Origin of the sequence: Proteus sp. fly-1008, from assembly GCF_040140305.1 — a bacterium.
GTDB classification, from domain to species: Bacteria; Pseudomonadota; Gammaproteobacteria; order Enterobacterales; family Enterobacteriaceae; genus Proteus; species Proteus vulgaris_B.
The window spans coordinates 88165-111241 of the sequence record NZ_JBEEWH010000006.1 but is presented as its reverse complement, the minus strand read 5'-3'; the positions used below and the strand labels follow the sequence as shown (position 1 = coordinate 111241).

Below are 23077 nucleotides of genomic sequence, written 5' to 3'. Positions count from 1 at the left end.
AAATGTAAGGAGGCTAATAGTGGTATCGACATGATGCAATTTCTATAGCGGGATCAGTAATACGGTAGATAAGGCGATGTTCATCAGTGATCCGTCTTGACCAAAAACCTGCTAAATTATGTTTCAAGGGCTCTGGTTTACCTATTCCGCTAAACGGTGTTCTTTTAATATCTTTTATGAGTTCGTTAATGCGTTTAATTATTTTCTTGTCCATTTGTTGCCAATAAAGATAATCACTCCATGATTGTTCAGAAAAAATTAATTTCATTCCGTTATATCCTTTTCTATACCTTTACCTTGGTTCAGTTCATCAATTGAATCGAGCAAATGGCGCGCATTCGCTGGAGATCGTAACAGATAAGCTGTCTCTTCTAGTGCTTGGTATTCATCAAGAGATAAAAGAACACATGGAATACCCTTTTGTCTTGTGATCATGATGGGTACTCTATCATCAATTGTTTCATTCATAATTGAAGTTAAGTTTTGTCTTGCTTCTGTATAATTTATCGTTTTCATCTTATTATCCAGTGAGTTGTATCTATTTTGATTGAATTATACACAATTTAGTGATTTAAGTACAGAAGTAAGTACTTAATGAGATGTGCGGAGATTTTTTTAGGAATAGAATAAGGAAATAGGGAATGTCAGATAATAATATAATAAAGATAATCTATGTAGTTTCAGTTTTTTTGTTCGTTGTTTTCTCAATGGAGTTATTTATTTCAATAGAAAGTTATATTCATTATTTTTCTCTCGCTGAAAAAATTAGTACCTCATTCAGAACATCTATTTTTTTATTTACGGTACCTGCTGTTTTCTATCTTCTCTATTTATTGGTTTTTCCACCATCCAAAAAGAGGACAATAAAAGGAAGTAAAAAAATAATGTTCTCTTTTCTCTTATTTTTTATTTTTGGTGTGTTTTTTAGCTTTTTCTTTTCTTACTATGTTGAAAGAGATCTACTTTCTAAAGGTTATTTTGTTTGTGAAAAAAACACTTTTGCAGAATCTAATCTCTATGTTAAATCATTAAATAGGTGTCATTAATTATGGATATTGAAACTAAAGATAAAATATATTTAATTTCATTTATTATGATCCCTCTCTTTCTCATTTGTATTTTTTTATCATTAGAGGATTATGTTGATTATTTCTTTTTAGCAGAGAAAATAAATTTTTCTTTTGTCACAGCAAGTATGCCTTTTTTATCGCCTTTTACTTATTATCTATTTTACATATTACTGATGTCCGCTATAAAAGACCAAGTAATCAAAATTAATAGCAAACTTGCGATAGTCACAGTGTTGATCTTCATTTTTGGTATTTTATTTGGCATATTTTTTAATCTCTATGTAAGATATGATCTTGTCTCCCAAGGATATTTTGTTTGTAAAAAAGGGCCCTCTTCTAAATCAAATGTTTACGTGGTGTCACCAAAACTTTGTCGTTATTAGCCTAAACTTTCTTAGTGAAACCTTTTTATCTATTTCTCCGAATAACTTCTATTTCATCAGAACTATTGAATTATTGTAAAAATAATTAAATTGAGCTATGCCATATTTAACGGAATAAGTTACAGTAAAACGGTTTTAATAGCTTGGTTTTGTTAGCAAAATTATAACCTAAACCAAACTCATAAAAGTTTAAACCACTTCCCACCAGAGTCATATCGTAAACAGCCAGAAAGCCCTAATTTAATTAGCCTTAGTTAATAGGGAGTGGATATTTTCGTTTAAATGGCAACACTATTTGCCAAAAGGGGCGTTTCTCTTTTTGTGTTGAGAATAATTTAGCCACTCTATTTGCAATAATTTCCAATGAAAAGCAGAGAACAAAATAAATAAACGCAACGAACAGAAAGACTTCCATTGGATAAACCATGCTACGGTTATTAACTTGTGTCGCTAAGAATGAAAGTTCACCTACGCCCACCACATAAGCTAATGAAGTATCTTTAATTAATGCTATCCACTGATTAATAAATGAAGGCACCATCATTCGTAATGCTTGAGGTAATACGATATGCCATAGCACTTGCCAGCGATTAAAACCTAACGATAATCCTGCTTGCCATTGCCCTCTTCCTATTGCCAAAATGCCAGCTTTAACGCCATGCGCAATATAAGACGATGTAATTAAAGCTAATGCACAAACTACTGTGGTGATTTCAGGTATTTCCATCCCCAGTACAACGGGTAATAAAAAATAGACCCAAAATATCAACATAATGACGGGAATAGCGCGGAAAAAACCTAAAAAAGCTGCGAAGAGGTTAACCCAGATACCTCTAAGCATCGCCAGAGCAATTCCACCCAAGGTACCTAAAATAATGGATGCAATACCAGCAATGATACTGATAAAGACGGTCAGTGCTGCACCTTCTAAAGGCCCGTCAGGATAAGCACCAAAGAGTAAGTACTGCCAGTTATCAGCAATAACAGTAAAGTCCATATTAATACCCTTGTGCTAATTTACGTTGCTGATGCCATTGTCCCCAAGCCTCCATTAAGGCTATTGCCGCAATATAGAGAATGGTTGCGACACCAAAGGCTTCAAAGGTCCGTAAGGATTCGGTTTCGACTTGTCTTGATGCGTAAGAAAGCTCTGCAACACCAATAGCCATAGTCAGTGATGAGTTTTTTATCACATTCATGTATTGACCCAGTAAAGGAGGCAGAGCAATACGGAATGCTTGAGGTAAAATGACATAACGCATAGATTGCCACTGTGTTAAGCCTAGCGCTAAAGAGGCATATTTTTGCCCTTGTTTAACACCTTGAATACCGGCTCTTAGCTCTTCGGCAATAAATGGCGTTGAGTAAAATGTCAGACCCACAATGCCAGCTAAAAATTCAAAAGAAGGCCAAGAAAGTGTTACGCCTAAGAATGTAATTTCATGAGGCGAGTTTAACCACATCATGGCGCTTTGTGGCAGAATTTCTCCAGATGCAAAATACCAAAAGAACAATTGTACTAACAGTGGAGTATTACGAAATAACGATGTGTAAGCCGTGGCTAACCAGCGTAATGGTGCAAAAGTACTATCTCTTGCAGCACTAAGGGCAAAGCTCATTAATGTTGCAATGACAATAGTCCAAAAAGAGATAAGCAAAGTAATTAGAAATCCCTTCCAGAGCCAGCTTAAATAGTGTGGCTCAAGAAGGTAATGTGATAGATATTGCTCAAACATATAATAGACCTATTGTAGACACCAAACCCCGCAAAGGCGGGGTAGGTGTTTTAATAAAGAAATAACTTTGCTATTAATGAAAGAAAACAGCTATTACTTTTTAAAGATTAAGATTGTGGTGTTTGCTCAGATAATGGTGCAAATTTAAAGTCACCACGAGGCTGAGCTGATTTTGTTTCAGGGCCAAACCAACGGTTATAGATCTCGTCTGCTTTACCTTCTTTTTCTAGTCTTAATAGCGTGTTATTAATTTCATTAATTAAACGCTCTTCGCCTTTAGCCGCGGCCACAGCTTGGTATTCACGTGTAATGCTAAAGGATGACACTTCAAACTCTGCTTTTATAGCATCAGGAAGGTTGGCTAATAAGCCGACTAATTTTGCATCATCTTGTGTGATAGCTTGTACATTACCGTTACGTAATGCAGCGAAGGCCAGAGGTGTATCGTCATAAGAGATAACTTTGGTATCAGGATAACGCTCACGTAGTGTGATTTCTTGAACAGTACCTTTATCTGCACCAATTCGCAGTGAGTGAATTTGTTCAGGATTAGTTAAAACCCCTTTACGTGCAATAAATTTTTGTCCAGTTGCAAAGTAAGGAACAGAGAAGTCTACTTGCTTAGCGCGTTCATCGGTAATGGTGAAGTTTGCTGCAATTAAATCGACTTTTTTAGAGCTTAACAGTGGAATGCGGTTTGCTGGGTTTGTTGGACGTAGCTCCAGTTTTACGCCTAAATCTTTGGCGATTTCATTGGCGATATCCGCATCATAACCGGCAAGTTTTTTGGTTTGAGGATCAATAAACCCAAAAGGAGGATTGCTGTCAAAAATCGCGATACGTACAACACCCGCTTTTTTTATATCATCTAATTTATCGGCTTTTGCAATACCAGAGAAAAGGACAGAACCTGCAATTAACACCGTTGCCAAAACACGTAGTTTCATTATTCACCCCAAAGAAAAGAATTATCATCGTTATGTTGGATATCACGCTATCAAGTTGATCTAAGTTCATAAAATAATAAAAATTGATATGGATATGCTTTTAAGGAATAAGATGAGAAAAAGCGTTGAGCAAGTACGGCATTAAATTTATGAGGGAATAAAAAAACAGCGACATGATTATCGCTGTTTGTAAGAGAAGAAAAGAAGAGAGAAATTTATTTAGTGGTATTGCTATCATCACTTTTTGTTAGCATTTTTTCTACTTGGTCGCCACCTAAATGACGGAAATCATGGCCTTTTACGTAATAGAAAATAAACTCACAAATATTCTGACAACGGTCGCCAATGCGTTCAATAGAACGCGCACAAAATAAGGCGGTTAACACACTAGGAATAGTGCGAGGATCTTCCATCATATAAGTCATTAATTGACGGACGATACCCTCGTATTCGTTATCAATCTTAGCGTCTTCACGATAGATGCGTACTGCTTCATCTAAATCCATGCGCGCAAACGCATCAAGAACATCATGAAGCATTTGTATTGCATGTTGACCTAAAGATTCTAAACTGACTAATAATGGCTGATGCTGGTGTGAAAACTTTTCAAGTGCGGTCTTACAGATTTTTTCAGCAACATCACCAATACGTTCTAGCTCAGCGATCGTTTTTGATATTGCCATAATTAAACGTAAGTCACTTGCTGTTGGCTGGCGTTTAGCAATAATTCGCATACACGCATCATCAATGGCGACTTCCATCATATTGACGTTATGATCACCTTGAATAACTTCATTTGCCAGTGCTTGGTCTTGATTGTGCATCGCTGTAATGGCTTTTTTCAGTTGCTCTTCAACAAGCCCACCCATAACCATCAGCTCAGTACGGATATGCTCTAATTCAGCATTAAATTGACCAGAAATATGCTTATTGTGATTTAAATTATCCATTTATTGCCTCGTTATCAGCCATAACGCCCAGTGATGTAATCTTCAGTTTGTTTTTTCGCAGGACGCGTAAATAACGTATCCGTATCGCTAAATTCAATTAACTCGCCTAAATACATAAATGCAGTGTAATCAGAACAACGAGCTGCTTGTTGCATGTTATGTGTCACGATAACCACGGTATATTCTGATTTGAGTTCGCTGATAAGTTCTTCAATACGACCTGTTGAGATTGGATCAAGTGCTGAACAAGGCTCATCAAGCAATAATACTTCAGGGCGAATAGCGATACCGCGTGCAATACATAAACGCTGTTGCTGACCGCCTGACAAACTATATCCACTCTGATGTAATTTATCTTTGGTTTCGTTCCATAATGCAGCCTTTGTCAAAGCCCACTGAACACGTTCGTCCATATCAGCGCGAGATAATTTTTCGAATAAGCGTACACCAAAAGCGATATTGTCATAAATTGACATCGGGAATGGGGTTGGCTTTTGGAACACCATACCAACCTTGGCTCGTAATAATGCGATATCTTGCTTATCCGTCAAGATGTTGTTGCCATCTAGCAGAATTTCGCCTTCTGCACGTTGTTCGCCATAAAGCTCATACATTTTATTAAAAGTACGCAGTAAGGTGGATTTACCACAACCAGAAGGTCCGATAAAGGCGGTCACCTTATTTTTGGCAATATCTAAAGAGATATTTTTCAGCGCATGAAATTTACCGTAATAGAAGTTCAAGTCACGAACTTGGATTTTATTTCCTGCGTTATCATTAGCCATAATCATTCAACGTTCTCTCTTGCTTAACTTTCTGCGTTAGCCGTGCTTGCGTTTAGCAAACAGCACGCGCGCGATAATATTGATAAATAGAACACAGAGGGTGATAAGTAATACGCCAGCCCAGGCAAGTTCTTGCCACTGTGCAAAAGGACTCATGGCGAACTTAAAGATAGTCACAGGTAAGTTAGCTATCGGTTCGTTTAAGTCTGTGCTCCAGAATTGGTTGGATAGTGAAGTAAATAACAGTGGTGCAGTTTCACCTGCAATACGTGCAATCGCTAATAACACACCTGTAATAATGCCTGATACTGAGGCTTTTAAGGTGATTTTAGAGATCATCTTCCACTTTGGTGTTCCTAATGCATAAGCAGCTTCGCGTAAGCTATCAGGGACTAACTTCAACATATTTTCAGTGGTACGAATAACGATAGGAATTTGCAGTAAAGCAAGTGCAATAATACCTGCCCATCCTGAAAAGTGCTGCATTTGTGCGACCACAATGGTGTAGACAAAAAGTCCGACAACGATGGAAGGTGCTGACAGCAAAATATCGTTAATAAAGCGAGTAGTTTCAGCAAGCCATGAGCGACGGCCGTATTCCGCAAGATAAATTCCTGCAAGAATACCTAATGGTGTTCCAATTACAGTGGCCCAAAAGATGAGCAATCCACTACCGACAATGGCATTCGCCAATCCACCACCATCAGTATTTGGCGGCGGTGTCATTTCAGTGAAAAGCGCAAGGGACATACCATCAACGCCTTTTGTGATTGTTGAGAATAAAATCCACGTTAACCAGAAAAGACCAAATGCCATAGTAGAGACAGATAAAAACAGTGCGATACGGTTTTTTTGACGACGCCAAAGTTGGCGTTTATGGCGCACTCGTAGTTCGCTCTCGGTTTGAACTTGTAATGAAGAAGAGGATGTTTTAGACATATTAACGCGCTCCTTCATTCTTAGATAAACGTAATGTCATAAACTTAGAAATCGCAAGTACGATAAAGGTAATGACAAACAGAATAAGCCCTAATTCCATTAATGCTGCAGTATGTAATCCCGTCTCTGCTTCGGCAAACTCATTGGCTAATGCCGACGTGATACTGTTACCTGGCATAAACAGCGAGGCAGAATCTAATTGGTAGGTATTACCGATGATAAAGGTCACCGCCATGGTTTCACCTAAGGCACGGCCTAATCCCAACATAACGCCACCGATGACACCGTTACGGGTATAAGGCAGAACGATATTCCAAATTACTTCCCATGTCGTACAGCCAATGCCGTAGGCTGATTCCTTCATCATGACAGGTGTCTGTTCAAATACATCACGCATCACAGAGGCGATATAAGGAATGATCATGATAGCGAGGATAACCCCCGCAGCTAAGATACCAATACCAAAAGCTGGGCCTGAGAAAAGCTCACCCACAATAGGAATGGATGAAAGTACATTACCGACAGGTTCTTGAAAATAGGTTGCAAACAGTGGTGCAAAGACAAAGAGTCCCCACATACCATAAACAATACTTGGGATAGCCGCGAGTAACTCAATCGCAATACCTAATGGACGTTTTAGCCAATTAGGCGCTAATTCAGTGAGGAAAAGGGCAATACCAAAGCTGACAGGAACAGCAATAATCAGTGCGATGATTGACGTTACAATGGTACCGTAAATAGGCACTAATGCACCAAACTCTTGTGCCGGTGGATCCCACTCTTTTGTCCATAAGAATGAAAGACCAAACTGCTGAATACTTGGCCATGAGGCAAAAATCAGCGAAACAATGATACCTGTTAAAAGCAAAAGCGTAATTAACGCAGCTAGACGGACTAGTGCGCTGAAAATAACGTCCCCTCGTTTACTAGGGGCCTTTATTACCGTTGTGTGCTCGGCCATAAAGCCTCTTTTAATTTATTACCCCCTGTTAGCATAGCAGGGGGTGAACGTTAACTTATCTCTTAATGGTTGCCGGTTTTATTAGTAAATCGGTTTACCATTACTGTCTTTAATACTTGTTTTCCATGCAGCACGAATTTGTTCTACAACTTCTGCAGGCAATACTGCGTAATCTAGGTTTTTCGCTTCTTGATTACCTTTGTCGTAAGCCCAATTGAAGAAATTCAGTACTTCTTTACCTTTTTCTGCATTTTGTTGTTTTTGATGCACTAAGATAAAGGTGGTTGAAGTAATCGGCCATGCGTTTTCACCTTTCTGGTTAGTCAGGTCTTGTGCAAAGCTTTTGCTCCAATCAATTTTTCTTGCTGCGGCACTAAAGCTGTCTGCTGTTGGTGCAATTGCTTCGCCATCAGCTGTGACTAATTTAGTATAAGCAAGGTTGTTTTGTTTCGCGTAAGCATATTCAACATAACCGATTGAACCTGGTACACGTTGAACGAATGCAGCGATACCATCATTTCCTTTACCACCTAAGCCTGTTGGCCATTTAACGGTAGAGCCAGCGCCGACTTCATCTTTCCATGCATTACTTACTTTTGATAAGTAGCTAGTGAAAACGAAAGAGGTTCCTGAACCATCAGCACGGCGAATAACAGCGATATTCTGGTCTGGTAATTTTACACCTGGATTGAGTTTGGTGATGGCAGGATCGTTCCATTTTTGGATCTTGCCTAAATAGATATTACTGATAGTGTCGCCATCTAAGGTCAGCTCACCTGATTTGATACCAGGAATATTGACTGCCATAACAACACCACCAATCACAGTTGGGAATTGAAATAAACCGTCAGCTTGTAATTTTTCATCTGCTAATGGCGCATCAGAAGCACCAAAATCAACAGTATTTGCAATAATCTGTTTAACACCACCAGAGGAGCCAATGCCTTGGTAGTTAATTTTGTTACCCGTTTCTTTCTGATAGGAATCTGCCCATTTAGCATAAACTGGGGCAGGGAACGTTGCGCCAGCACCAGTCAGCGAGGTCGTTGCCTGCGCAGAAAGAGCGGTCATTGAAAACGCAGCGGCAATGACACTAGTCAGGGTGGTACGCATCAGTTTCATAATCCCTCCTGTGGGATAGGTAGAATAATTTTCGACATCTATCAACTTCGGTTACGGTACGCACAGACAATAGGTCAGTTAGATGACAATTAAATGTCTTAATTGTGACAGTTTTATGACAAAGTAAAAAAATGATGAAATATTTAGTGGGGGAAGAAAATACAAAGCAGAAGTAGCGGAATAAAAAAGGGCTTTATCAGAAAGAAAAATTAATCATCCTCATCATCACGCTCTTTTAATGGGAAATTAGCACGGATAAGTAATCCGCCTTTAATGCTATCATCAAGTTCAACATAACCGCCGTGAGCATCCATAATACGGCGAATAATGGATAACCCTAAACCAGCACCTGTTGAGCTACGTGCTTGTTCACCTTGAACAAAAGGTTGGAAAAGACGTTGTCGGTCTTCTTGTGGAATACCGGGGCCGTCATCTTCGACTTGAAACCATGCATATTCTTCATTTTTTCCACTTGAAACACTTATCCAGCCATGGCCATAGCGAGTCGCATTTACAATCATATTGGCAAGTGCTCGTTTTACAGCGATAGGATTAGCCGTAATATTAATGGATTCAGGATGAAGATGATCTTCACTTATTTTGCCTGAGTTAGATTCAGCCGAAATGACTTCTTGTAATAGATTATTCATATCGCACAGTTCTAAAGACATCTCTTTACCTGTACGCATATAGTCTAGAAACTGGCCAATAATGGCATCGCAATCTTCAATATCTTTATTGATAGAGTCAGCAAGATAGCTATCTTCCGGGCTCATCATTTCAGTAGCAAGGCGAATACGAGTAAGTGGTGTACGCAAGTCATGACTGACACCAGCCATAACGAGTGTTCTATCATTATCTAATGAGCGAATGCCCGATGACATCTGATTAAATGCGCGAATGATTGATCGCATTTCAGAGGAGCCAGATTCAGGGATAGGCGGTGGAATAACCCCTTTACCGATACGACGTGCTGCATATTCTACTTCATTGAGTGGGCGATTTTGAAAACGGTTATAGAGCCAGAAAAAAGCGACAACGATAATAATAAAAATAATTGCTTGCCGATAAACCGGCAGTAAGAAATTTTGCCCTAATTCAGTGAGTGGAACGCGTATCCAAAGAGAGGGGGAAATATGTGTATTGACCCATAAAACAGGGTATTCCAGCGTGTTTTCAATCCAAATTTCAGTTTCTCCACCCAGATATTCAGACATCTGTTCACTTAAATCGTCATCGATTTTAGCCCAATAAAGTCCTTCCTCGAGAGCGGCCTCTTTATCAAAAAAAGAGATGCCTAATTCGCTATAGATTTTATTGCGCAAAGCTGGGGAGATTTTGAGTGGAGTGCCATCAACTAAAATAAGTTCTTCTGGCATTAATGTGCGTATTTCATACGCTAAAACTTTATTAAATTGCTGAAGGCTTGGCCCAACAATAAGGTGCTGCACAACGATATAACTGGCTATCAAACTAAAAAAAAGTAGCGAGATAACCAGAAATAACGAACGTGTCAGTTTATTGTGGGGGGAAAGCCTCAGCCTTCTCATTGAGCACTGGTTCCATCAGGAACAAAGACGTAACCAAGCCCCCAAACTGTTTGAATATAGCGAGGATGTGTTGGGTCCTCTTCAATCATTCGGCGTAAACGAGAAATTTGAACGTCGATTGAACGTTCCATAGCACTGTATTCGCGACCACGAGCAAGGCTCATTAGTTTGTCACGAGAAAGTGGCTCACGAGGGTGAGATACCAGTACTTTCAATACAGCAAATTCACCACTAGTCAGAGGCATATGCTCTTCTTCGTGGAACATTTCGCGTGTACCAAGGTTTAGCTTGAACTTACCAAAAGAAATAATGGCATTATCTTGTGAAGGAGCACCCGGTAATTCGTTCGCTTGACGGCGAAGTACTGCGCGAATGCGAGCCAGTAATTCTCTTGGATTAAATGGTTTTGAGATGTAATCATCAGCACCAATTTCAAGCCCAACTATTCTATCAACCTCTTCCCCTTTTGCTGTAACCATAATAATAGGAATAGGGTTGTTTTGGCTTCTTAAGCGACGGCAAATGGATAAGCCATCTTCGCCTGGAAGCATTAAGTCGAGTACGATAAGGTGGATAGATTCGCGAGTGAGCAGACGATCCATTTGATCAGCGTTTGCAGCAGTACGGATTTGAAAACCCTGCTCTGTCAAATAGCGCTCTAGTAGTGAACGTAGACGTAAATCATCATCCACGATTAGCACTTTATAACTTTCTTGCATTTTTTAAGCTCCCGAAGTGCAAATGCTTTTTGTTAGCGAATTCTATCATCGTTAAGAATATTAAACCAAAACCAAAGAATAAATGTTAATAATTTACAGATAAAACTTGTTCTTTGGTGATAGTAAAGGTAATAAATCTATTTATTTGTCTTATTCCGAATGATATTTGATAGATAATACGCAGTAATTAACTTCACCACCTGGTGTTTGCACACTAATTTCATCATCAACTTGTTTACCAATGAGTGCTCGGGCAACAGGAGAATCTATAGAAATCCACTGTTTTGCTGGATCAAACTCATCAGGCCCCACAAGTCTGAAAGTTTTGACATTTTCGTCATCATCTTCAAGCGTGACCCAAGCACCAAAATAAACTTTTCCTTCTTGGCGAGGATCGGGATCAACAATTTTTAGCTCATCAAGACGTTTTGATAAAAAGCGAACACGTCTGTCAATTTCACGTAATCGCTTCTTTCCATAAATATATTCAGCATTTTCTGAACGGTCACCTTGTGCCGCTGCTTCTGAAACTGATTGTGTGACACGAGGGCGTTCTTCTTTCCAAAGATATTTTAGCTCTTTGTCTAAGGCATACCAGCCATCACGAGTAATATAGTTACTTTTTGCCATTACGAATTAAAACTATCATCAACATTGAATTTCATAAAGATACTATAGCGTGAATGATAAATTAATCTGTTATTTTCCTCATAATTGTCGAGTCTAATCGGAAATTTGCCAAATTTTTTTAGTGTGGCGTGTGTATAATAGCCCTCTTTAAAATTATTCCTCTCGGTAGGTAAATATATTATGAATGAATCATTAAGCCGAATTATTGCAGAAGAGCTCAAGGTTAAGCCTCAGCAAGTCCTTTCGGCCATAACGTTACTGGATGAAGGGAATACGGTGCCATTTGTTGCCCGTTACCGTAAAGAGGTCACTGGTGGGTTAGATGATACGCAACTACGTCAGTTAGAAACTCGCCTTAGTTATTTACGAGAACTCAATGATCGTCGCCAAACCATTTTAAAATCAATTGAAGAACAAGGAAAATTAACACCTGAGTTACGTTCTTCAATTAATGAAACGCAAAGTAAAACAGAGCTTGAAGATCTTTATCTTCCTTATAAGCCTAAACGCCGTACTCGTGGACAAATTGCTATTGAAAATGGGTTAGAGCCCTTAGCAGATTTGTTGTGGAATGAGCCACAAAATAACCCAGAAGATGCAGCGACCGCTTATATCAACGCAGAAAAAGGTGTGAATGATACTAAAGCAGCTTTAGATGGCGCGCGTTATATTTTAATGGAGCGTTTTTCAGAAGATGCTGGGTTATTGGCGAAAGTTCGACAATATTTATGGAAAAATGCGCACCTTGTTTCAAAAGTTGTGGAAGGAAAAGAAGTCGAAGGAGCGAAGTTCAGTGATTATTTTGACAGTCATGAACCTATTGCCAATGTTCCCTCTCATCGTGCGTTAGCCATGTTTCGTGGTCGTAACGAAGGTATTTTACAATTATCGCTTAATCCTGATCCGCAATTTGAAGAAGCACCTAAAGAAAGTTATGGCGAACAACTGATCACAGAACATTTAGGATTACGCTTAAACAATCAGCCGGCAGATAGCTGGCGCAAAGCGGTTGTAAGCTGGACTTGGCGTATTAAAGTTTTAATGCATATTGAAACAGAATTAATGAGCCAATTACGAGAAAAAGCAGAAGAAGAAGCTATTAATGTTTTTGCTCGAAATCTAAATGATTTACTGATGGCAGCACCTGCGGGTATGCGAGCCACTATGGGACTTGATCCTGGTTTACGTACTGGTGTGAAAGTTGCTGTTGTAGATAGCACTGGTAAGTTAATTGCAACTGATACGATTTATCCACATACAGGCCAAGCTGATAAAGCGGCTGCGAGTGTCGCGGCGTTATGTATTAAGCATAATGTTGAGCTGGTGGCGATTGGCAATGGTACTGCTTCTCGTGAAACCGAACGTTTTTTTGCTGAAACTGTAAAACGTTACCCAGACGTCAAAGCACAAAAGGTCATTGTGAGCGAGGCGGGAGCGTCCGTATATTCTGCATCAGAGCTTGCTGCTAATGAGTTTCCTGATTTAGACGTGTCTATTCGTGGTGCGGTCTCTATTGCTCGCCGTTTACAAGATCCGTTGGCTGAACTTGTAAAAATTGATCCTAAATCCATTGGTGTTGGCCAATATCAGCATGATGTTAGCCAAACATTATTAGCTAGAAAACTTGATACTGTTGTTGAAGACTGTGTGAATGGTGTTGGTGTGGATTTAAATACCGCGTCAGTACCATTATTAACGCGAGTTGCGGGGCTTAGCCAATCTATCGCTCAAAATATTATTAATTGGCGTGATGAGAACGGTCGCTTTATTGATAGAAAACAGTTACTCAAAGTCGCCCGTTTAGGGCCAAAAGCCTTTGAGCAATGCGCAGGTTTTTTGCGTATTCGTGATGGTGAAAATCCGCTGGATGCGTCAACAGTTCACCCAGAAGCGTATCCAGTTGTTGAAAATATCCTGCAATCTACGCAACAAAAGATTGGCGATTTAATGGGAAATAGCGCTTTGATCTCACAGGTTGATGCAAGAGCGTTTATCACAGAGAAATTTGGTCTACCAACAGTTAATGACATCTTAAAAGAGTTAGCTAAACCAGGGCGAGACCCTCGTCCAGAGTTTAAAACGGCGACTTTTGCTGAAGGTGTGGAAACAATGAATGACTTAGTTAGTGGCATGATCCTTGAAGGAACCGTGACTAATGTGACTAATTTCGGTGCATTTGTTGATATCGGTGTACACCAAGATGGTTTGGTTCATATCTCCTCTTTAGCTGACCGATTTATTGAAGATCCACATACTGTGGTAAAAACAGGTGATATTGTTAAAGTCAAAGTTCTTGAAGTTGACTTGGCTCGTAAACGTATTGCATTAACTATGCGTTTAGATGAAGTTGCTGGTGATAGTGAAAATAGACAATCATCACCAAGTAATAATCACCCTAGAAATAATAAAGGGCAGAAGCCAGCTCGTAATAACCGCCAATCAACAAATAGTGGTAATAATGCGGGAAATAGTGCAATGGGTGACGCGTTAGCCGCTGCATTTGGAAAAAAACGCTAATAACACATTTAGGGTTATAGTGTTAATGAGCAAGGAGCTCTAACGTTGTTGAATGTGGTGTTATGGATATTGATGACACCACATTTTTTATTTTGCCTTATTCAGGCTGTTTTGTAATAACGAAATATTGATAAAGAAGAGTGCAGATTAAATTTACTCTCATTTATTTTTCATTTTTAATCGGTTTGGTTTTAATCTGACTTAAGCGATATTAAATAAAGTATCCTCTATTTCATCTCTATATTTATTTATTATGATTTTTATCATCCATCTTCTATTTTCTCCATCTCTGATTACCTTTATATTATAAATATGAGTTGATCGCCTTATGACCTTATTACTAATAAGGTTTTTAAGTGAGCTTCTATGAGCTAAAACTGAAAAATCATTGTTTTTGTTTATATCAACTCTCTATTAATTAATAGAATGAATATCTATAGGTTTATTTCACCTTTATTAGGTTATTAATATGAATTTAAATAAATTATCGCTTGGCTTGATTTTAATTTCTGCAACATTACTTGCAGGGTGTGCTTCAGAGTCTTCTCGCTCTTTAGATGTCGCTAAAGTCGCAACCTATAACACGACTTATACTGGGACAAAAAGCGCTATTTCAATTGGTAAGTTTGATAACCGTTCTAGTTATATGAATGGAATATTCTCTGATGGTGTTGATAGATTAGGAAATCAATCAAAAACCATTTTAATGACCCATTTACAACAGACAGGGCGTTTTAACGTGTTAGATCGCGCCAATATGTCTGAGTTAAAAGAAGAGGCGGGTATTAAAGGCCAAAGCCAGCAATTAAAAGGTGCAACCTATGTTATTACGGGTGATGTCACTGAATTTGGTCGTAAAGAAGTGGGTGATCGTCAATTATTTGGTATTTTAGGTCGCGGTAAAACCCAAGTTGCTTATGCCAAAGTGAATTTAAACGTTGTGAATGTAAACACATCAGAAGTGGTATTCTCATCTCAAGGTGCGGGTGAATATGAGCTTTCTAACCGTGAAATCATCGGGTTTGGTGGAACAGCAAGCTATGACTCAACACTTAATGGCAAAGTGCTTGATCTCGCTATTCGTGAAGCAGTTAATAATTTAGTAGCTGGTATTGAGAGCAATGCTTGGCAACCTTCGAAATAATGCTCATTTTATAAGGATATAACAATGTTAAAATCATTAATGAGCCTTGCTTTTGGTACGCTATTATTGACAGGGTGCGCAAGTGGCTCTAAACCGCTTTATAACTGGGATAGCTATCAACAAGTGGTTTATCAACATTATCAACAAAGTGAAAGTGACCCCCAAGCACAGATTGATGCATTAAAGAAAAGTATTGAACTCTCTCGTGCTAAATCATTGGGTATTCCACCGGGATTACATGCGCACTTAGGAATGTTATATGGTGCAACAGGCGCATTAGATTTAGCGATGGCTGAATTTAACGAGGAAAAAGCACTTTACCCTGAATCAGCAGAATTCATGGATCGCCTGATGAAAAACAAAGGAATGCAAAAATGAGTCGTTTATTTGCTTTAATGTGTTTTGCGTTTGCGTTGGTATTAACGGGCTGTGCTCAACCTGTCAAAACGGATTACACCGCCTTTAAACAAAGTAAGCCAAAAAGTATTTTAGTTTTAGTACCACAAAACCACACGACAGAGGTTGGTGCGGGGCATAGTTTTTTATCTCAAGTGACGTATCCTTTAGCAGAGGCGGGCTATTATGTTTTCCCGGTTGCGGTCGTTGAAGAGACATTTAAGCAAAATGGTCTATCAATGGCTGGAGATATTCACGCAGTAAGTCCGAATAAATTGCGTGAAATATTTGGTGCTGATGCGGTTTTATACTTAGATATCACTGAATTCGGCACGTCATACCAAGTTATTTCCAGTGATACACGAGTCACTGTTAGCGCTAAACTTGTTGATCTCCGTAATGGCGGTGTGTTGTGGAGCAGTTCTGCAACCGCATCAAGTACAGAGACAGAAAGTTCATCAAGTAGCTTAGTGGGAATGTTGGTTTCTGCTGTTGTGAATCAAATCGTTAATACCGTTTCAGATAAGAGTTACCAAATTGCAGGAATAACCAGTGTGCGGTTACTGTCTGCAGGTAAAGCAAATGGTATTTTATACGGACCTCGCTCACCTAATTATGGTAAAGAAGCAGAATGATTTAATGCTATAAATTAACCATAATAAAGAAAAAGGCTCTGTTTTATGTGATCACAATAAACAGAGCCTTTCTATTTGTTATTATCAAATAATAATAATTCTTATTAGCCATTAAAGAAATGCAGGTATTTTAATCAAAGAAATTAGATTAATAACAAAGAAAATAAATAGAGGGTCATTTTTATTGAAAAGAGAAACCATCCTTGGTTGCTAGTCCGTTTCCTTCCATGGTTAATAATCCATAATTCGGTATATAAAAGAGACTGATAAAATAAGAGAATAGTCAATTAGAATAAGATAAGGTATGGGGGATGCTATCTTTCCTTGTAATATAGCGACCTTTATTCTTTAAATGACTCTCAAATTTAAATCAAAACACGACTGAGTTGGATATTAATCAATGTTTTGTTCTAGGGTATGTAATATTATAATTTAGGTAAAGATATAATTATTACTATTATTATAATCATCGAATTACGAGAGAATAAAAAAATAATAAAATTAATATAACGAGATATTTAATTAATTTAAATCGTATTTTGAGTAATATATCGTTTTAAACTCTGGGTAAAAGTTGATAAGCGTTATTTTAAAATAATAAACTTTAACTAACATCTTGAATAAACTTAATTTATTTACTCATATCTTTAATGAGTAAGACTATTTTTGTGTAATGTGACTTATATCACATCTTGTGTTCGGGCAGGATAGCCTATCAATAAGAAGATAAGGGGATTTATACGATACCTTTTTTGATCATATTCAGTTCTCGATTTATTGGTTACACTATTCTTTCAGATATTCATAATGTCTGTTTGCTGGTATGAGATATCAGCGGTTCACTTTTGGAAGGTAGAGGCATGTCAGAACAAACAATTATTTGGGATCTTGACCTGATCCATAAGTATAACTATTCAGGTCCTCGCTATACATCATACCCAACAGCATTGGAATTTAATCAACAATATGGTGATGTTGATTTTATCAAAGCGACTCAACGTTATCCTGAGCGCCCTTTATCACTTTATATCCATATTCCTTTCTGCCATAAGCTGTGTTATTTCTGCGGTTGTAATAAAATTATTACACGGCATAAACATAAAGCAGATGAGTATCTTGATGTTTTAGAAAAAGAAATTATTAATAGAGCTCGTTATTTTAAAGACAGAAAAGTGACTCAAATGCATTGGGGCGGGGGTACGCCTACTTTTCTGGGTAAGCAACAAATTAGTCGATTGGTTTCGCTATTACGTCAGCATTTTCATTTTGTCGATAATGCAGAGCTTTCTATTGAAATTGACCCACGTGAGATTGAATTAGATGTTATCGATCATTTGCGTAATGAAGGCTTTAACCGCCTGAGTATGGGAGTGCAAGATTTTAATAAAGAAGTACAACAAAAAGTAAATCGAGAGCAAGATGAAGCGTTTATTTTTGCATTAGTAGAGCGTGCGCGTGAAGTGGGTTTTCACTCCACCAGTATTGATTTAATTTATGGCTTACCTAAGCAAACCAAAGAGAGTTTTTCCTTTACATTAAAACGTGTCATTGAATTATCGCCAGATAGATTAAGTGTATTTAATTATGCTCATTTACCTAATTTATTTGCGGCTCAACGTAAAATTAAAGATGAAGACCTCCCTTTAGCGGAAGAAAAATTAGAAATATTACAAGAAACCATTTCTACACTGACGACAAACGGCTATCAATTTATTGGAATGGATCATTTTGCTAAGCCTGATGATGAATTAGCAGTAGCTCAGCGCAAAGGTATTTTACATCGTAATTTCCAAGGATATACCACTCATGAAGAGTGTGATTTATTAGGTATGGGTGTTTCTGCAATTAGTATGTTAGGAGATAACTATGCGCAAAATGAGAAGGTATTGAAAGAGTATTATACGCGTGTAAATAGTGAAGGTAATGCACTATGGCGAGGCTTATCACTGACTAATGATGATTGTATTCGCCGTGATGTAATTAAAACCTTAATTTGTAATTTTAATCTGCATTTTTCTGATATTGAAAAAATGCACGATATTGCCTTCCATGACTATTTTAAAGAAGATTTAGAATTACTTGTGCCAATGAAAGATGATGGCTTAATTGAAATAACAGCAGACGGCATTCAAGTAACACCAAGAGGACGTTTGCTTATTCGTAATATCTGTATGTGTTTTGATACCTATTTGCGAAATCAAATGCGCCAACGTCAATTCTCTCGTGTTATTTAAATAAAGAGGGGTAGAGGACTAATATTCGTCTATCCCTAATTCTTTTAATTTTCGGGTTAATGTATTTCTTCCCCAACCTAATAATCGTGCAGCATCTTGTTTATGGCCTTGTGTATAGGCTAAAGCACTGAGTAAAAGTGTCCGTTCAAACTGAGGTAATGCATTCGTTAGGATATTGTCTTTTCCTTCAGCTAATGCTTCGTCTGCCCATAATGAAAGATGTTGTGACCAATGTTGAGATGAAGCAATTCGACTGATATTTTTTGCTTTCTCATCGAGTTGGCGAATTTCTTGCGGTAAGTCTTGAGGCATAATTTCTTGGCTTGCGGTCATTACCGTTAGCCAGCGACATACATTCTCTAATTGTCTTACGTTACCGGACCAGTTGTATTCCATCATTATTTGTAAACTTTGTTGATGGAGTACTTTCGCTTCCACACCAAGCTCTTTTGCTGTTTTTTGCAAAAAGTAACGTGCTAAGTTTGGAATATCTTCTGTTCTATCTCGTAGTGGCGGTAATTGAATGCGAATAACATTGAGGCGATGATAGAGATCTTCACGAAAATCACCAGCCTGAACGCGTTTTTCTAAGTCTTGATGTGTAGCGGCAATAATACGTACATCAACTTTTACAGGGGCATAGCCACCTACTCGATAAAATTGTCCTTCAGCAAGCACTCGTAGTAACCGTGTTTGAATATCAAGAGGCATATCGCCAATTTCATCAAGAAAAAGAGACCCGCCATTTGCTTGTTCAAATCGTCCTTGGCGTACTTGAGAAGCACCGGTAAATGCCCCTTTTTCATGACCAAAAAGTTCTGATTCAATTAAATCTTTAGGAATAGCCGCCATATTGAGAGCAATAAAGGGAGAGGAAGCTCTTGGGCTGTGGCGATGTAATGCATGCGCGACTAGCTCTTTTCCTGTGCCCGATTCCCCATTAATCAGCACACTGATTGAGGAACGAGAAAGTCGCCCAATAATACGATAAACCTCCTGCATTGCAGGCGCTTCACCAATCATATCAGAAACAGATTGCAGAGTAGTTCCAGTCGTATTGGGCTGTTTTTGCTCGCGATAATGCGTAATTGCACGATCAATTAATGCCAATGTTTCGTCGATATCGAATGGCTTTGGTAAGTAATCAAAAGCTCCTTGTTGATAGGCATTAACAGCAGCATCGAGATCAGAATGTGCCGTCATGATAATAACGGGCAGAGTGGGATATTGTTCTTTAATTATTTTTAAAAGAGATAAACCATCAATATCAGGCATACGAATGTCTGATAACAACACATCAGGTATTTCTGTATTGAGTGCATTAAGCACATCATTCGCATGTTCAAAGGCTTTACAAGACATGCCTTCACGAGAAATGGCACGTTCAAGTACCCAGCGAATAGAGCTGTCATCATCAACAACCCATACATTTCCTTTTTGCATTGGTTATCTCCTACTTAATTGGTAAATAAATAGAAAATTCAGTATTTCCGGGCCAACTGGTAAATTCAATTTTACCTGCATGCTGATCCACTAAATTACGTGCAATTGATAATCCCAATCCATTTCCTCCTTCTCTACCGCTTACCATGGGATAAAAAAGTGTGTCTTGTAGATGAGGAGGAATACCATCACCAGTATCAATTACATCTATACGGGCAACAAGGCGATGACGTTCACCATGGAGTGTGACTTGAAAAGCAGTACGGGTACGCAAAATAATCGTCCCTCCTGTTTTTTCAACAGCTTGTAAAGCATTGCGTGTAATATTTAGGAGTACTTGTTCTATTTGATCTGGGTAATGTGATAACTCAGGCAAACTAGGATCGTAATCTTTTAACAAGGTGACATTTTCAGGGCATTCGAGAGAAATAAGTTGGGCCACACGCTCAACAACATGATGAATACTCTGATATGTTTTTGTTCCCGGGTGTTGGGGGCCGAGTAGTCTGTCCACCAGCACACGAAGGCGATCAGCTTGTTCAATAATGACTTGCGTATATTCTGTTAAGGCAGGATCGGGTAATGATTTTGCCAGCAATTGTGCAGCACCTCTTAACCCACCTAACGGATTTTTAATTTCATGTGCCAGCCCCCTAACCAATTCCCTCGCTGCCATCTGCTGTGCTTGTTGTATCTGCTCTTGGCTTAACCGGCGTTGACTATCCATAGGCGCCAGTTCCAGCAAAATGTGTTGCTCGGAAATAGGTTGGGCACTGAGCGACATTGTATGTGATTGGTTATTAACAACCAATATCACTTCATTGTCGGTAAAGCTTTGTCCACTCGCTAATGTTTCACGCATTAAATCAGCATCAAAAGAGTAATAACTGAATAAGGCGGTAAAAGGTGTTTCAAATAATTTTCGGCGACTTTGTGCTAAAACCTGTAACGCAGAATGATTCGCATAACAAATAATAAACTCTTTGTTGATAACCAATACTGAGTGTATCAATGAGTCCAAAATTAATGTGTTATCAGGTAAGTCTGCCGTTTCCATATTAAATACCTCGTTGCACCATTTTAGTGCATCTTACCTTTATTGCATTAATGAGCCAATGCGTAAGTGAATAGACGGACTCCTTAAGTGGGAGAAAAGTGCCCATCCGAAGATGGGCAAAATAGCTTCACGGCAAAAAAAACAGTTTTACATCTTGGCTTAAGTTTTTATCAGTAAAATTTAACTTAAGCGCTGTAATACATTTCAAATTCAAGAGGATGTGGAGCCATACGTACACGTTGAACATCTCCACGTAATAATTCTAAATAAGCATCAATAGCATCGTCAGTAAAGACGCCACCGCGGGTTAAGAATTCACGATCGGCATTTAGTGTATTTAATGCTTCCTCTAATGAACCTGCGACAGTTGGGATCTCTTTTGCTTCTTCTGGCGGTAAATCGTAGAGGTTTTTATCCATAGCATCACCAGGGTGAATTTTATTGATAATGCCATCAAGACCAGCCATTAACTGAGCGGCAAACGCAAGATAAGGGTTTGCTAATGGATCAGGGAAGCGAACTTCAATACGGCGTGCTTTCATGCTGGCAACCACTGGAATACGAATTGATGCCGAACGGTTACGTGCGGAGTAAGCCAACATAACAGGGGCTTCAAAACCTGGAACTAAACGTTTATAAGAGTTAGTTGTTGGGTTAGTAAATGCATTTAGCGCACGAGCGTGTTTGATAATACCGCCGATGTAATACAGCGCCATTTCAGATAATCCGCCGTATTTGTCGCCTGCGAATAGGTTTACACCGTTTTTAGACAGAGACATATGGCAGTGCATGCCTGAGCCATTATCACCTACTAGCGGTTTTGGCATAAAGGTCGCTGTTTTACCAAATACATGAGCTACATTTTGTACCACGTATTTATAAATTTGGGTTTCATCTGCTTTTTTGGTCATGGTATTGAAGCGAGTCGCCACTTCGTTTTGACCTGCTGTTGCCACTTCATGATGGTGTGCTTCAACCACTAAGCCCATTTCTTCCATAATGTTACACATGGTAGAACGAATATCTTGTGATGAATCAACAGGTGGCAGTGGGAAATAGCCACCTTTAACCATAGGGCGGTGCCCTTTGTTACCGTCTTCATATTTAGTGTTGGTGTTCCAAGCCGCTTCAATATCATTAATAGCGTAAGAAGCGCCTGAAATATCGTTTTTAAAACGAATATCATCAAACAAGAAGAATTCTGGTTCTGGCCCAAACAGTACTGTGTCTGCAATACCACTTGATTTTAAATAATCTTCAGCACGTTTTGAAATAGAGCGTGGATCGCGATCATAACCTTTCATTGTGCCTGGTTCTAGCACATCACAACGAATAATCAGGGTTGGGTCTTGAAAAAATGGGTCTAGCATTGCGGTTGTTGCATCTGGCATCAGCACCATGTCTGATTCGTTAATGCCTTTCCAGCCACCAATAGAGGAACCATCGAACATTTTTCCTTCTTCAAAGAAATCATCGTTAACCTGATGAGCCGGAATAGTAAGATGTTGTTCTTTACCGCGGGTATCAGTGAAACGTAAGTCAATATATCTAACTTTATGTTCTTCAATCATGGATAACACATGTTCAAGGGACATAGAAACTCTCCTGGCGAATGGTTTTATTGAGTGCAGTGGCCTTACACATTTTTCGGTGAATTTTTTGCTCACCTAAATTCTATTGCGAAAAGCATGCCAACTTATCTAAAAAGGGATATATACTGTATTGATGAAGTTTAGTGTAGAATATCTCCTGTGATTTTTTAATTATTGCACAAAGTTGGTGCAAATTAAGCCTAATTAGTTGCACTATTTTGGTGCAATCGAACGGATGCTACTAAATTCTGAGGCGTGAAAAGGATC

Annotated in this window: 23 protein-coding genes; 7 read left to right on the top strand and 16 right to left on the bottom strand. The window is 38.7% G+C overall.

Going from position 1 to position 23077, the window contains the following annotated elements:
• Positions 1-13: 13 nt before the first annotated feature.
• Positions 14-268: a Txe/YoeB family addiction module toxin gene (locus ABN256_RS11820; RefSeq protein ID WP_196554397.1), complete on the bottom strand. Its 255-nt coding sequence runs from the start codon at positions 266-268 to the stop codon at positions 14-16.
• A complete protein-coding gene (gene yefM, locus ABN256_RS11815) occupies positions 265-516 on the bottom strand; it encodes a YoeB-YefM toxin-antitoxin system antitoxin YefM (RefSeq protein ID WP_072068851.1) in 252 nt (83 codons plus the stop codon). Before yefM ends, ABN256_RS11820 begins: the two co-directional genes overlap by 4 nt.
• Before the next feature lie 125 nt (positions 517-641).
• On the opposite strand from yefM, the gene ABN256_RS19240 reads away from it, so the two are divergent.
• Positions 642-1046 (top strand): DUF1240 domain-containing protein, encoded by a 405-nt coding sequence (locus ABN256_RS19240; protein ID WP_502929696.1) that lies wholly within the window; start codon positions 642-644, stop codon positions 1044-1046.
• Between the two features lie 2 nt (positions 1047-1048).
• A complete protein-coding gene (locus ABN256_RS11810) occupies positions 1049-1453 on the top strand; it encodes a DUF1240 domain-containing protein (RefSeq protein WP_072068849.1) in 405 nt (134 codons plus the stop codon).
• A gap of 250 nt (positions 1454-1703) precedes the next feature.
• On the opposite strand, the gene ABN256_RS11800 is transcribed toward ABN256_RS11810, so the two are convergent.
• From ABN256_RS11800 to greB, 11 genes are all read right to left on the bottom strand, one after another.
• Positions 1704-2450: an amino acid ABC transporter permease gene (locus ABN256_RS11800; RefSeq protein WP_196554395.1), complete on the bottom strand. Its 747-nt coding sequence runs from the start codon at positions 2448-2450 to the stop codon at positions 1704-1706.
• Position 2451: 1 nt separating this feature from the next.
• Positions 2452-3189: an amino acid ABC transporter permease gene (locus ABN256_RS11795; protein ID WP_349439493.1), complete on the bottom strand. Its 738-nt coding sequence runs from the start codon at positions 3187-3189 to the stop codon at positions 2452-2454.
• Positions 3190-3296: 107 nt separating this feature from the next.
• Positions 3297-4136: an ABC transporter substrate-binding protein gene (locus ABN256_RS11790; protein ID WP_115351111.1), complete on the bottom strand. Its 840-nt coding sequence runs from the start codon at positions 4134-4136 to the stop codon at positions 3297-3299.
• Positions 4137-4351: 215 nt separating this feature from the next.
• Positions 4352-5086 carry a phosphate signaling complex protein PhoU gene (gene phoU / locus ABN256_RS11785; protein ID WP_196554392.1) on the bottom strand — a complete coding sequence of 245 codons (735 nt, stop codon included), beginning with the start codon at positions 5084-5086 and terminating at the stop codon, positions 4352-4354.
• A 14-nt stretch (positions 5087-5100) separates the two neighbouring features.
• Positions 5101-5877 (bottom strand): phosphate ABC transporter ATP-binding protein PstB, encoded by a 777-nt coding sequence (pstB, locus tag ABN256_RS11780; RefSeq protein WP_006534565.1) that lies wholly within the window; start codon positions 5875-5877, stop codon positions 5101-5103.
• 30 nt (positions 5878-5907) lie between these two features.
• A complete protein-coding gene (pstA, locus tag ABN256_RS11775; protein ID WP_072068844.1) occupies positions 5908-6810 on the bottom strand; it encodes a phosphate ABC transporter permease PstA in 903 nt (300 codons plus the stop codon).
• A gap of 1 nt (position 6811) precedes the next feature.
• Positions 6812-7771: a phosphate ABC transporter permease PstC gene (gene pstC / locus ABN256_RS11770; protein WP_072068843.1), complete on the bottom strand. Its 960-nt coding sequence runs from the start codon at positions 7769-7771 to the stop codon at positions 6812-6814.
• Between the two features lie 81 nt (positions 7772-7852).
• Positions 7853-8893 (bottom strand): phosphate ABC transporter substrate-binding protein PstS, encoded by a 1041-nt coding sequence (gene pstS, locus ABN256_RS11765; protein WP_349439492.1) that lies wholly within the window; start codon positions 8891-8893, stop codon positions 7853-7855.
• Positions 8894-9102: 209 nt separating this feature from the next.
• A complete protein-coding gene (envZ, locus tag ABN256_RS11760) occupies positions 9103-10443 on the bottom strand; it encodes a two-component system sensor histidine kinase EnvZ (RefSeq protein WP_115351113.1) in 1341 nt (446 codons plus the stop codon).
• Positions 10440-11162 (bottom strand): osmolarity response regulator transcription factor OmpR, encoded by a 723-nt coding sequence (gene ompR, locus ABN256_RS11755; RefSeq protein WP_036933800.1) that lies wholly within the window; start codon positions 11160-11162, stop codon positions 10440-10442. Before ompR ends, envZ begins: the two co-directional genes overlap by 4 nt.
• A gap of 150 nt (positions 11163-11312) precedes the next feature.
• Positions 11313-11792 (bottom strand): transcription elongation factor GreB, encoded by a 480-nt coding sequence (gene greB / locus ABN256_RS11750; protein ID WP_006534574.1) that lies wholly within the window; start codon positions 11790-11792, stop codon positions 11313-11315.
• Between the two features lie 180 nt (positions 11793-11972).
• Here greB and ABN256_RS11745 point away from each other — a divergent pair, with 180 nt between their 5' ends.
• The 5 genes from ABN256_RS11745 to hemN all read left to right on the top strand — a co-directional run bounded on the left by ABN256_RS11745 (position 11973) and on the right by hemN (position 18718).
• Positions 11973-14309 carry a Tex family protein gene (locus tag ABN256_RS11745; protein WP_164526834.1) on the top strand — a complete coding sequence of 779 codons (2337 nt, stop codon included), beginning with the start codon at positions 11973-11975 and terminating at the stop codon, positions 14307-14309.
• A 469-nt stretch (positions 14310-14778) separates the two neighbouring features.
• Positions 14779-15453: a CsgG/HfaB family protein gene (locus ABN256_RS11740; protein WP_072068839.1), complete on the top strand. Its 675-nt coding sequence runs from the start codon at positions 14779-14781 to the stop codon at positions 15451-15453.
• A gap of 24 nt (positions 15454-15477) precedes the next feature.
• Positions 15478-15831, top strand: coding sequence for a DUF4810 domain-containing protein (locus ABN256_RS11735; protein WP_340894244.1), 354 nt, complete (start codon positions 15478-15480; stop codon positions 15829-15831).
• On the top strand, positions 15828-16484 hold the full coding sequence (locus ABN256_RS11730; RefSeq protein WP_072068837.1) for a DUF799 domain-containing protein: 657 nt from the start codon (positions 15828-15830) through the stop codon (positions 16482-16484). The genes ABN256_RS11735 and ABN256_RS11730 overlap by 4 nt, the downstream gene beginning before the upstream one ends.
• 860 nt (positions 16485-17344) lie before the next feature.
• Positions 17345-18718 carry an oxygen-independent coproporphyrinogen III oxidase gene (gene hemN / locus ABN256_RS11725; protein WP_340894242.1) on the top strand — a complete coding sequence of 458 codons (1374 nt, stop codon included), beginning with the start codon at positions 17345-17347 and terminating at the stop codon, positions 18716-18718.
• Positions 18719-18736: 18 nt separating this feature from the next.
• Here the strand turns inward: hemN and glnG are convergent, their stop codons facing one another.
• The 3 genes from glnG to glnA form a co-directional block, all read right to left on the bottom strand.
• Positions 18737-20161, bottom strand: a complete 1425-nt coding sequence (gene glnG / locus ABN256_RS11720; protein ID WP_340894241.1) for a nitrogen regulation protein NR(I) — start codon at positions 20159-20161, stop codon at positions 18737-18739.
• Positions 20162-20171: 10 nt separating this feature from the next.
• On the bottom strand, positions 20172-21218 hold the full coding sequence (glnL, locus tag ABN256_RS11715) for a nitrogen regulation protein NR(II) (RefSeq protein WP_197269782.1): 1047 nt from the start codon (positions 21216-21218) through the stop codon (positions 20172-20174).
• A gap of 185 nt (positions 21219-21403) precedes the next feature.
• A complete protein-coding gene (gene glnA, locus ABN256_RS11710) occupies positions 21404-22813 on the bottom strand; it encodes a glutamate--ammonia ligase (protein WP_349439491.1) in 1410 nt (469 codons plus the stop codon).
• Between the last annotated feature and the right edge of the window lie 264 nt (positions 22814-23077).

Bases quoted from the DNA above. Each gene is read 5' to 3' on its own strand.
- ABN256_RS11810 (WP_072068849.1), top strand. From the start codon at position 1,049: ATGGATATTGAAACTAAAGATAAAATATATTTAATTTCATTTATTATG.
- ABN256_RS11800 (WP_196554395.1), bottom strand. From the start codon at position 2,450: ATGGACTTTACTGTTATTGCTGATAACTGGCAGTACTTACTCTTTGGT.
- hemN (WP_340894242.1), top strand. From the start codon at position 17,345: ATGTCAGAACAAACAATTATTTGGGATCTTGACCTGATCCATAAGTAT.
- pstB (WP_006534565.1), bottom strand. From the start codon at position 5,877: ATGATTATGGCTAATGATAACGCAGGAAATAAAATCCAAGTTCGTGAC.
- ABN256_RS11735 (WP_340894244.1), top strand. From the start codon at position 15,478: ATGTTAAAATCATTAATGAGCCTTGCTTTTGGTACGCTATTATTGACA.
- ABN256_RS11820 (WP_196554397.1), bottom strand. From the start codon at position 268: ATGAAATTAATTTTTTCTGAACAATCATGGAGTGATTATCTTTATTGG.
- pstC (WP_072068843.1), bottom strand. From the start codon at position 7,771: ATGGCCGAGCACACAACGGTAATAAAGGCCCCTAGTAAACGAGGGGAC.
- ABN256_RS11745 (WP_164526834.1), top strand. From the start codon at position 11,973: ATGAATGAATCATTAAGCCGAATTATTGCAGAAGAGCTCAAGGTTAAG.
- phoU (WP_196554392.1), bottom strand. From the start codon at position 5,086: ATGGATAATTTAAATCACAATAAGCATATTTCTGGTCAATTTAATGCT.
- ABN256_RS11730 (WP_072068837.1), top strand. From the start codon at position 15,828: ATGAGTCGTTTATTTGCTTTAATGTGTTTTGCGTTTGCGTTGGTATTA.
- glnA (WP_349439491.1), bottom strand. From the start codon at position 22,813: ATGTCCCTTGAACATGTGTTATCCATGATTGAAGAACATAAAGTTAGA.
- glnG (WP_340894241.1), bottom strand. From the start codon at position 20,161: ATGCAAAAAGGAAATGTATGGGTTGTTGATGATGACAGCTCTATTCGC.
- pstA (WP_072068844.1), bottom strand. From the start codon at position 6,810: ATGTCTAAAACATCCTCTTCTTCATTACAAGTTCAAACCGAGAGCGAA.
- ABN256_RS11795 (WP_349439493.1), bottom strand. From the start codon at position 3,189: ATGTTTGAGCAATATCTATCACATTACCTTCTTGAGCCACACTATTTA.
- ABN256_RS11740 (WP_072068839.1), top strand. From the start codon at position 14,779: ATGAATTTAAATAAATTATCGCTTGGCTTGATTTTAATTTCTGCAACA.
- glnL (WP_197269782.1), bottom strand. From the start codon at position 21,218: ATGGAAACGGCAGACTTACCTGATAACACATTAATTTTGGACTCATTG.
- greB (WP_006534574.1), bottom strand. From the start codon at position 11,792: ATGGCAAAAAGTAACTATATTACTCGTGATGGCTGGTATGCCTTAGAC.
- ompR (WP_036933800.1), bottom strand. From the start codon at position 11,162: ATGCAAGAAAGTTATAAAGTGCTAATCGTGGATGATGATTTACGTCTA.
- pstS (WP_349439492.1), bottom strand. From the start codon at position 8,893: ATGAAACTGATGCGTACCACCCTGACTAGTGTCATTGCCGCTGCGTTT.
- envZ (WP_115351113.1), bottom strand. From the start codon at position 10,443: ATGAGAAGGCTGAGGCTTTCCCCCCACAATAAACTGACACGTTCGTTA.
- ABN256_RS11790 (WP_115351111.1), bottom strand. From the start codon at position 4,136: ATGAAACTACGTGTTTTGGCAACGGTGTTAATTGCAGGTTCTGTCCTT.
- ABN256_RS19240 (WP_502929696.1), top strand. From the start codon at position 642: ATGTCAGATAATAATATAATAAAGATAATCTATGTAGTTTCAGTTTTT.
- yefM (WP_072068851.1), bottom strand. From the start codon at position 516: ATGAAAACGATAAATTATACAGAAGCAAGACAAAACTTAACTTCAATT.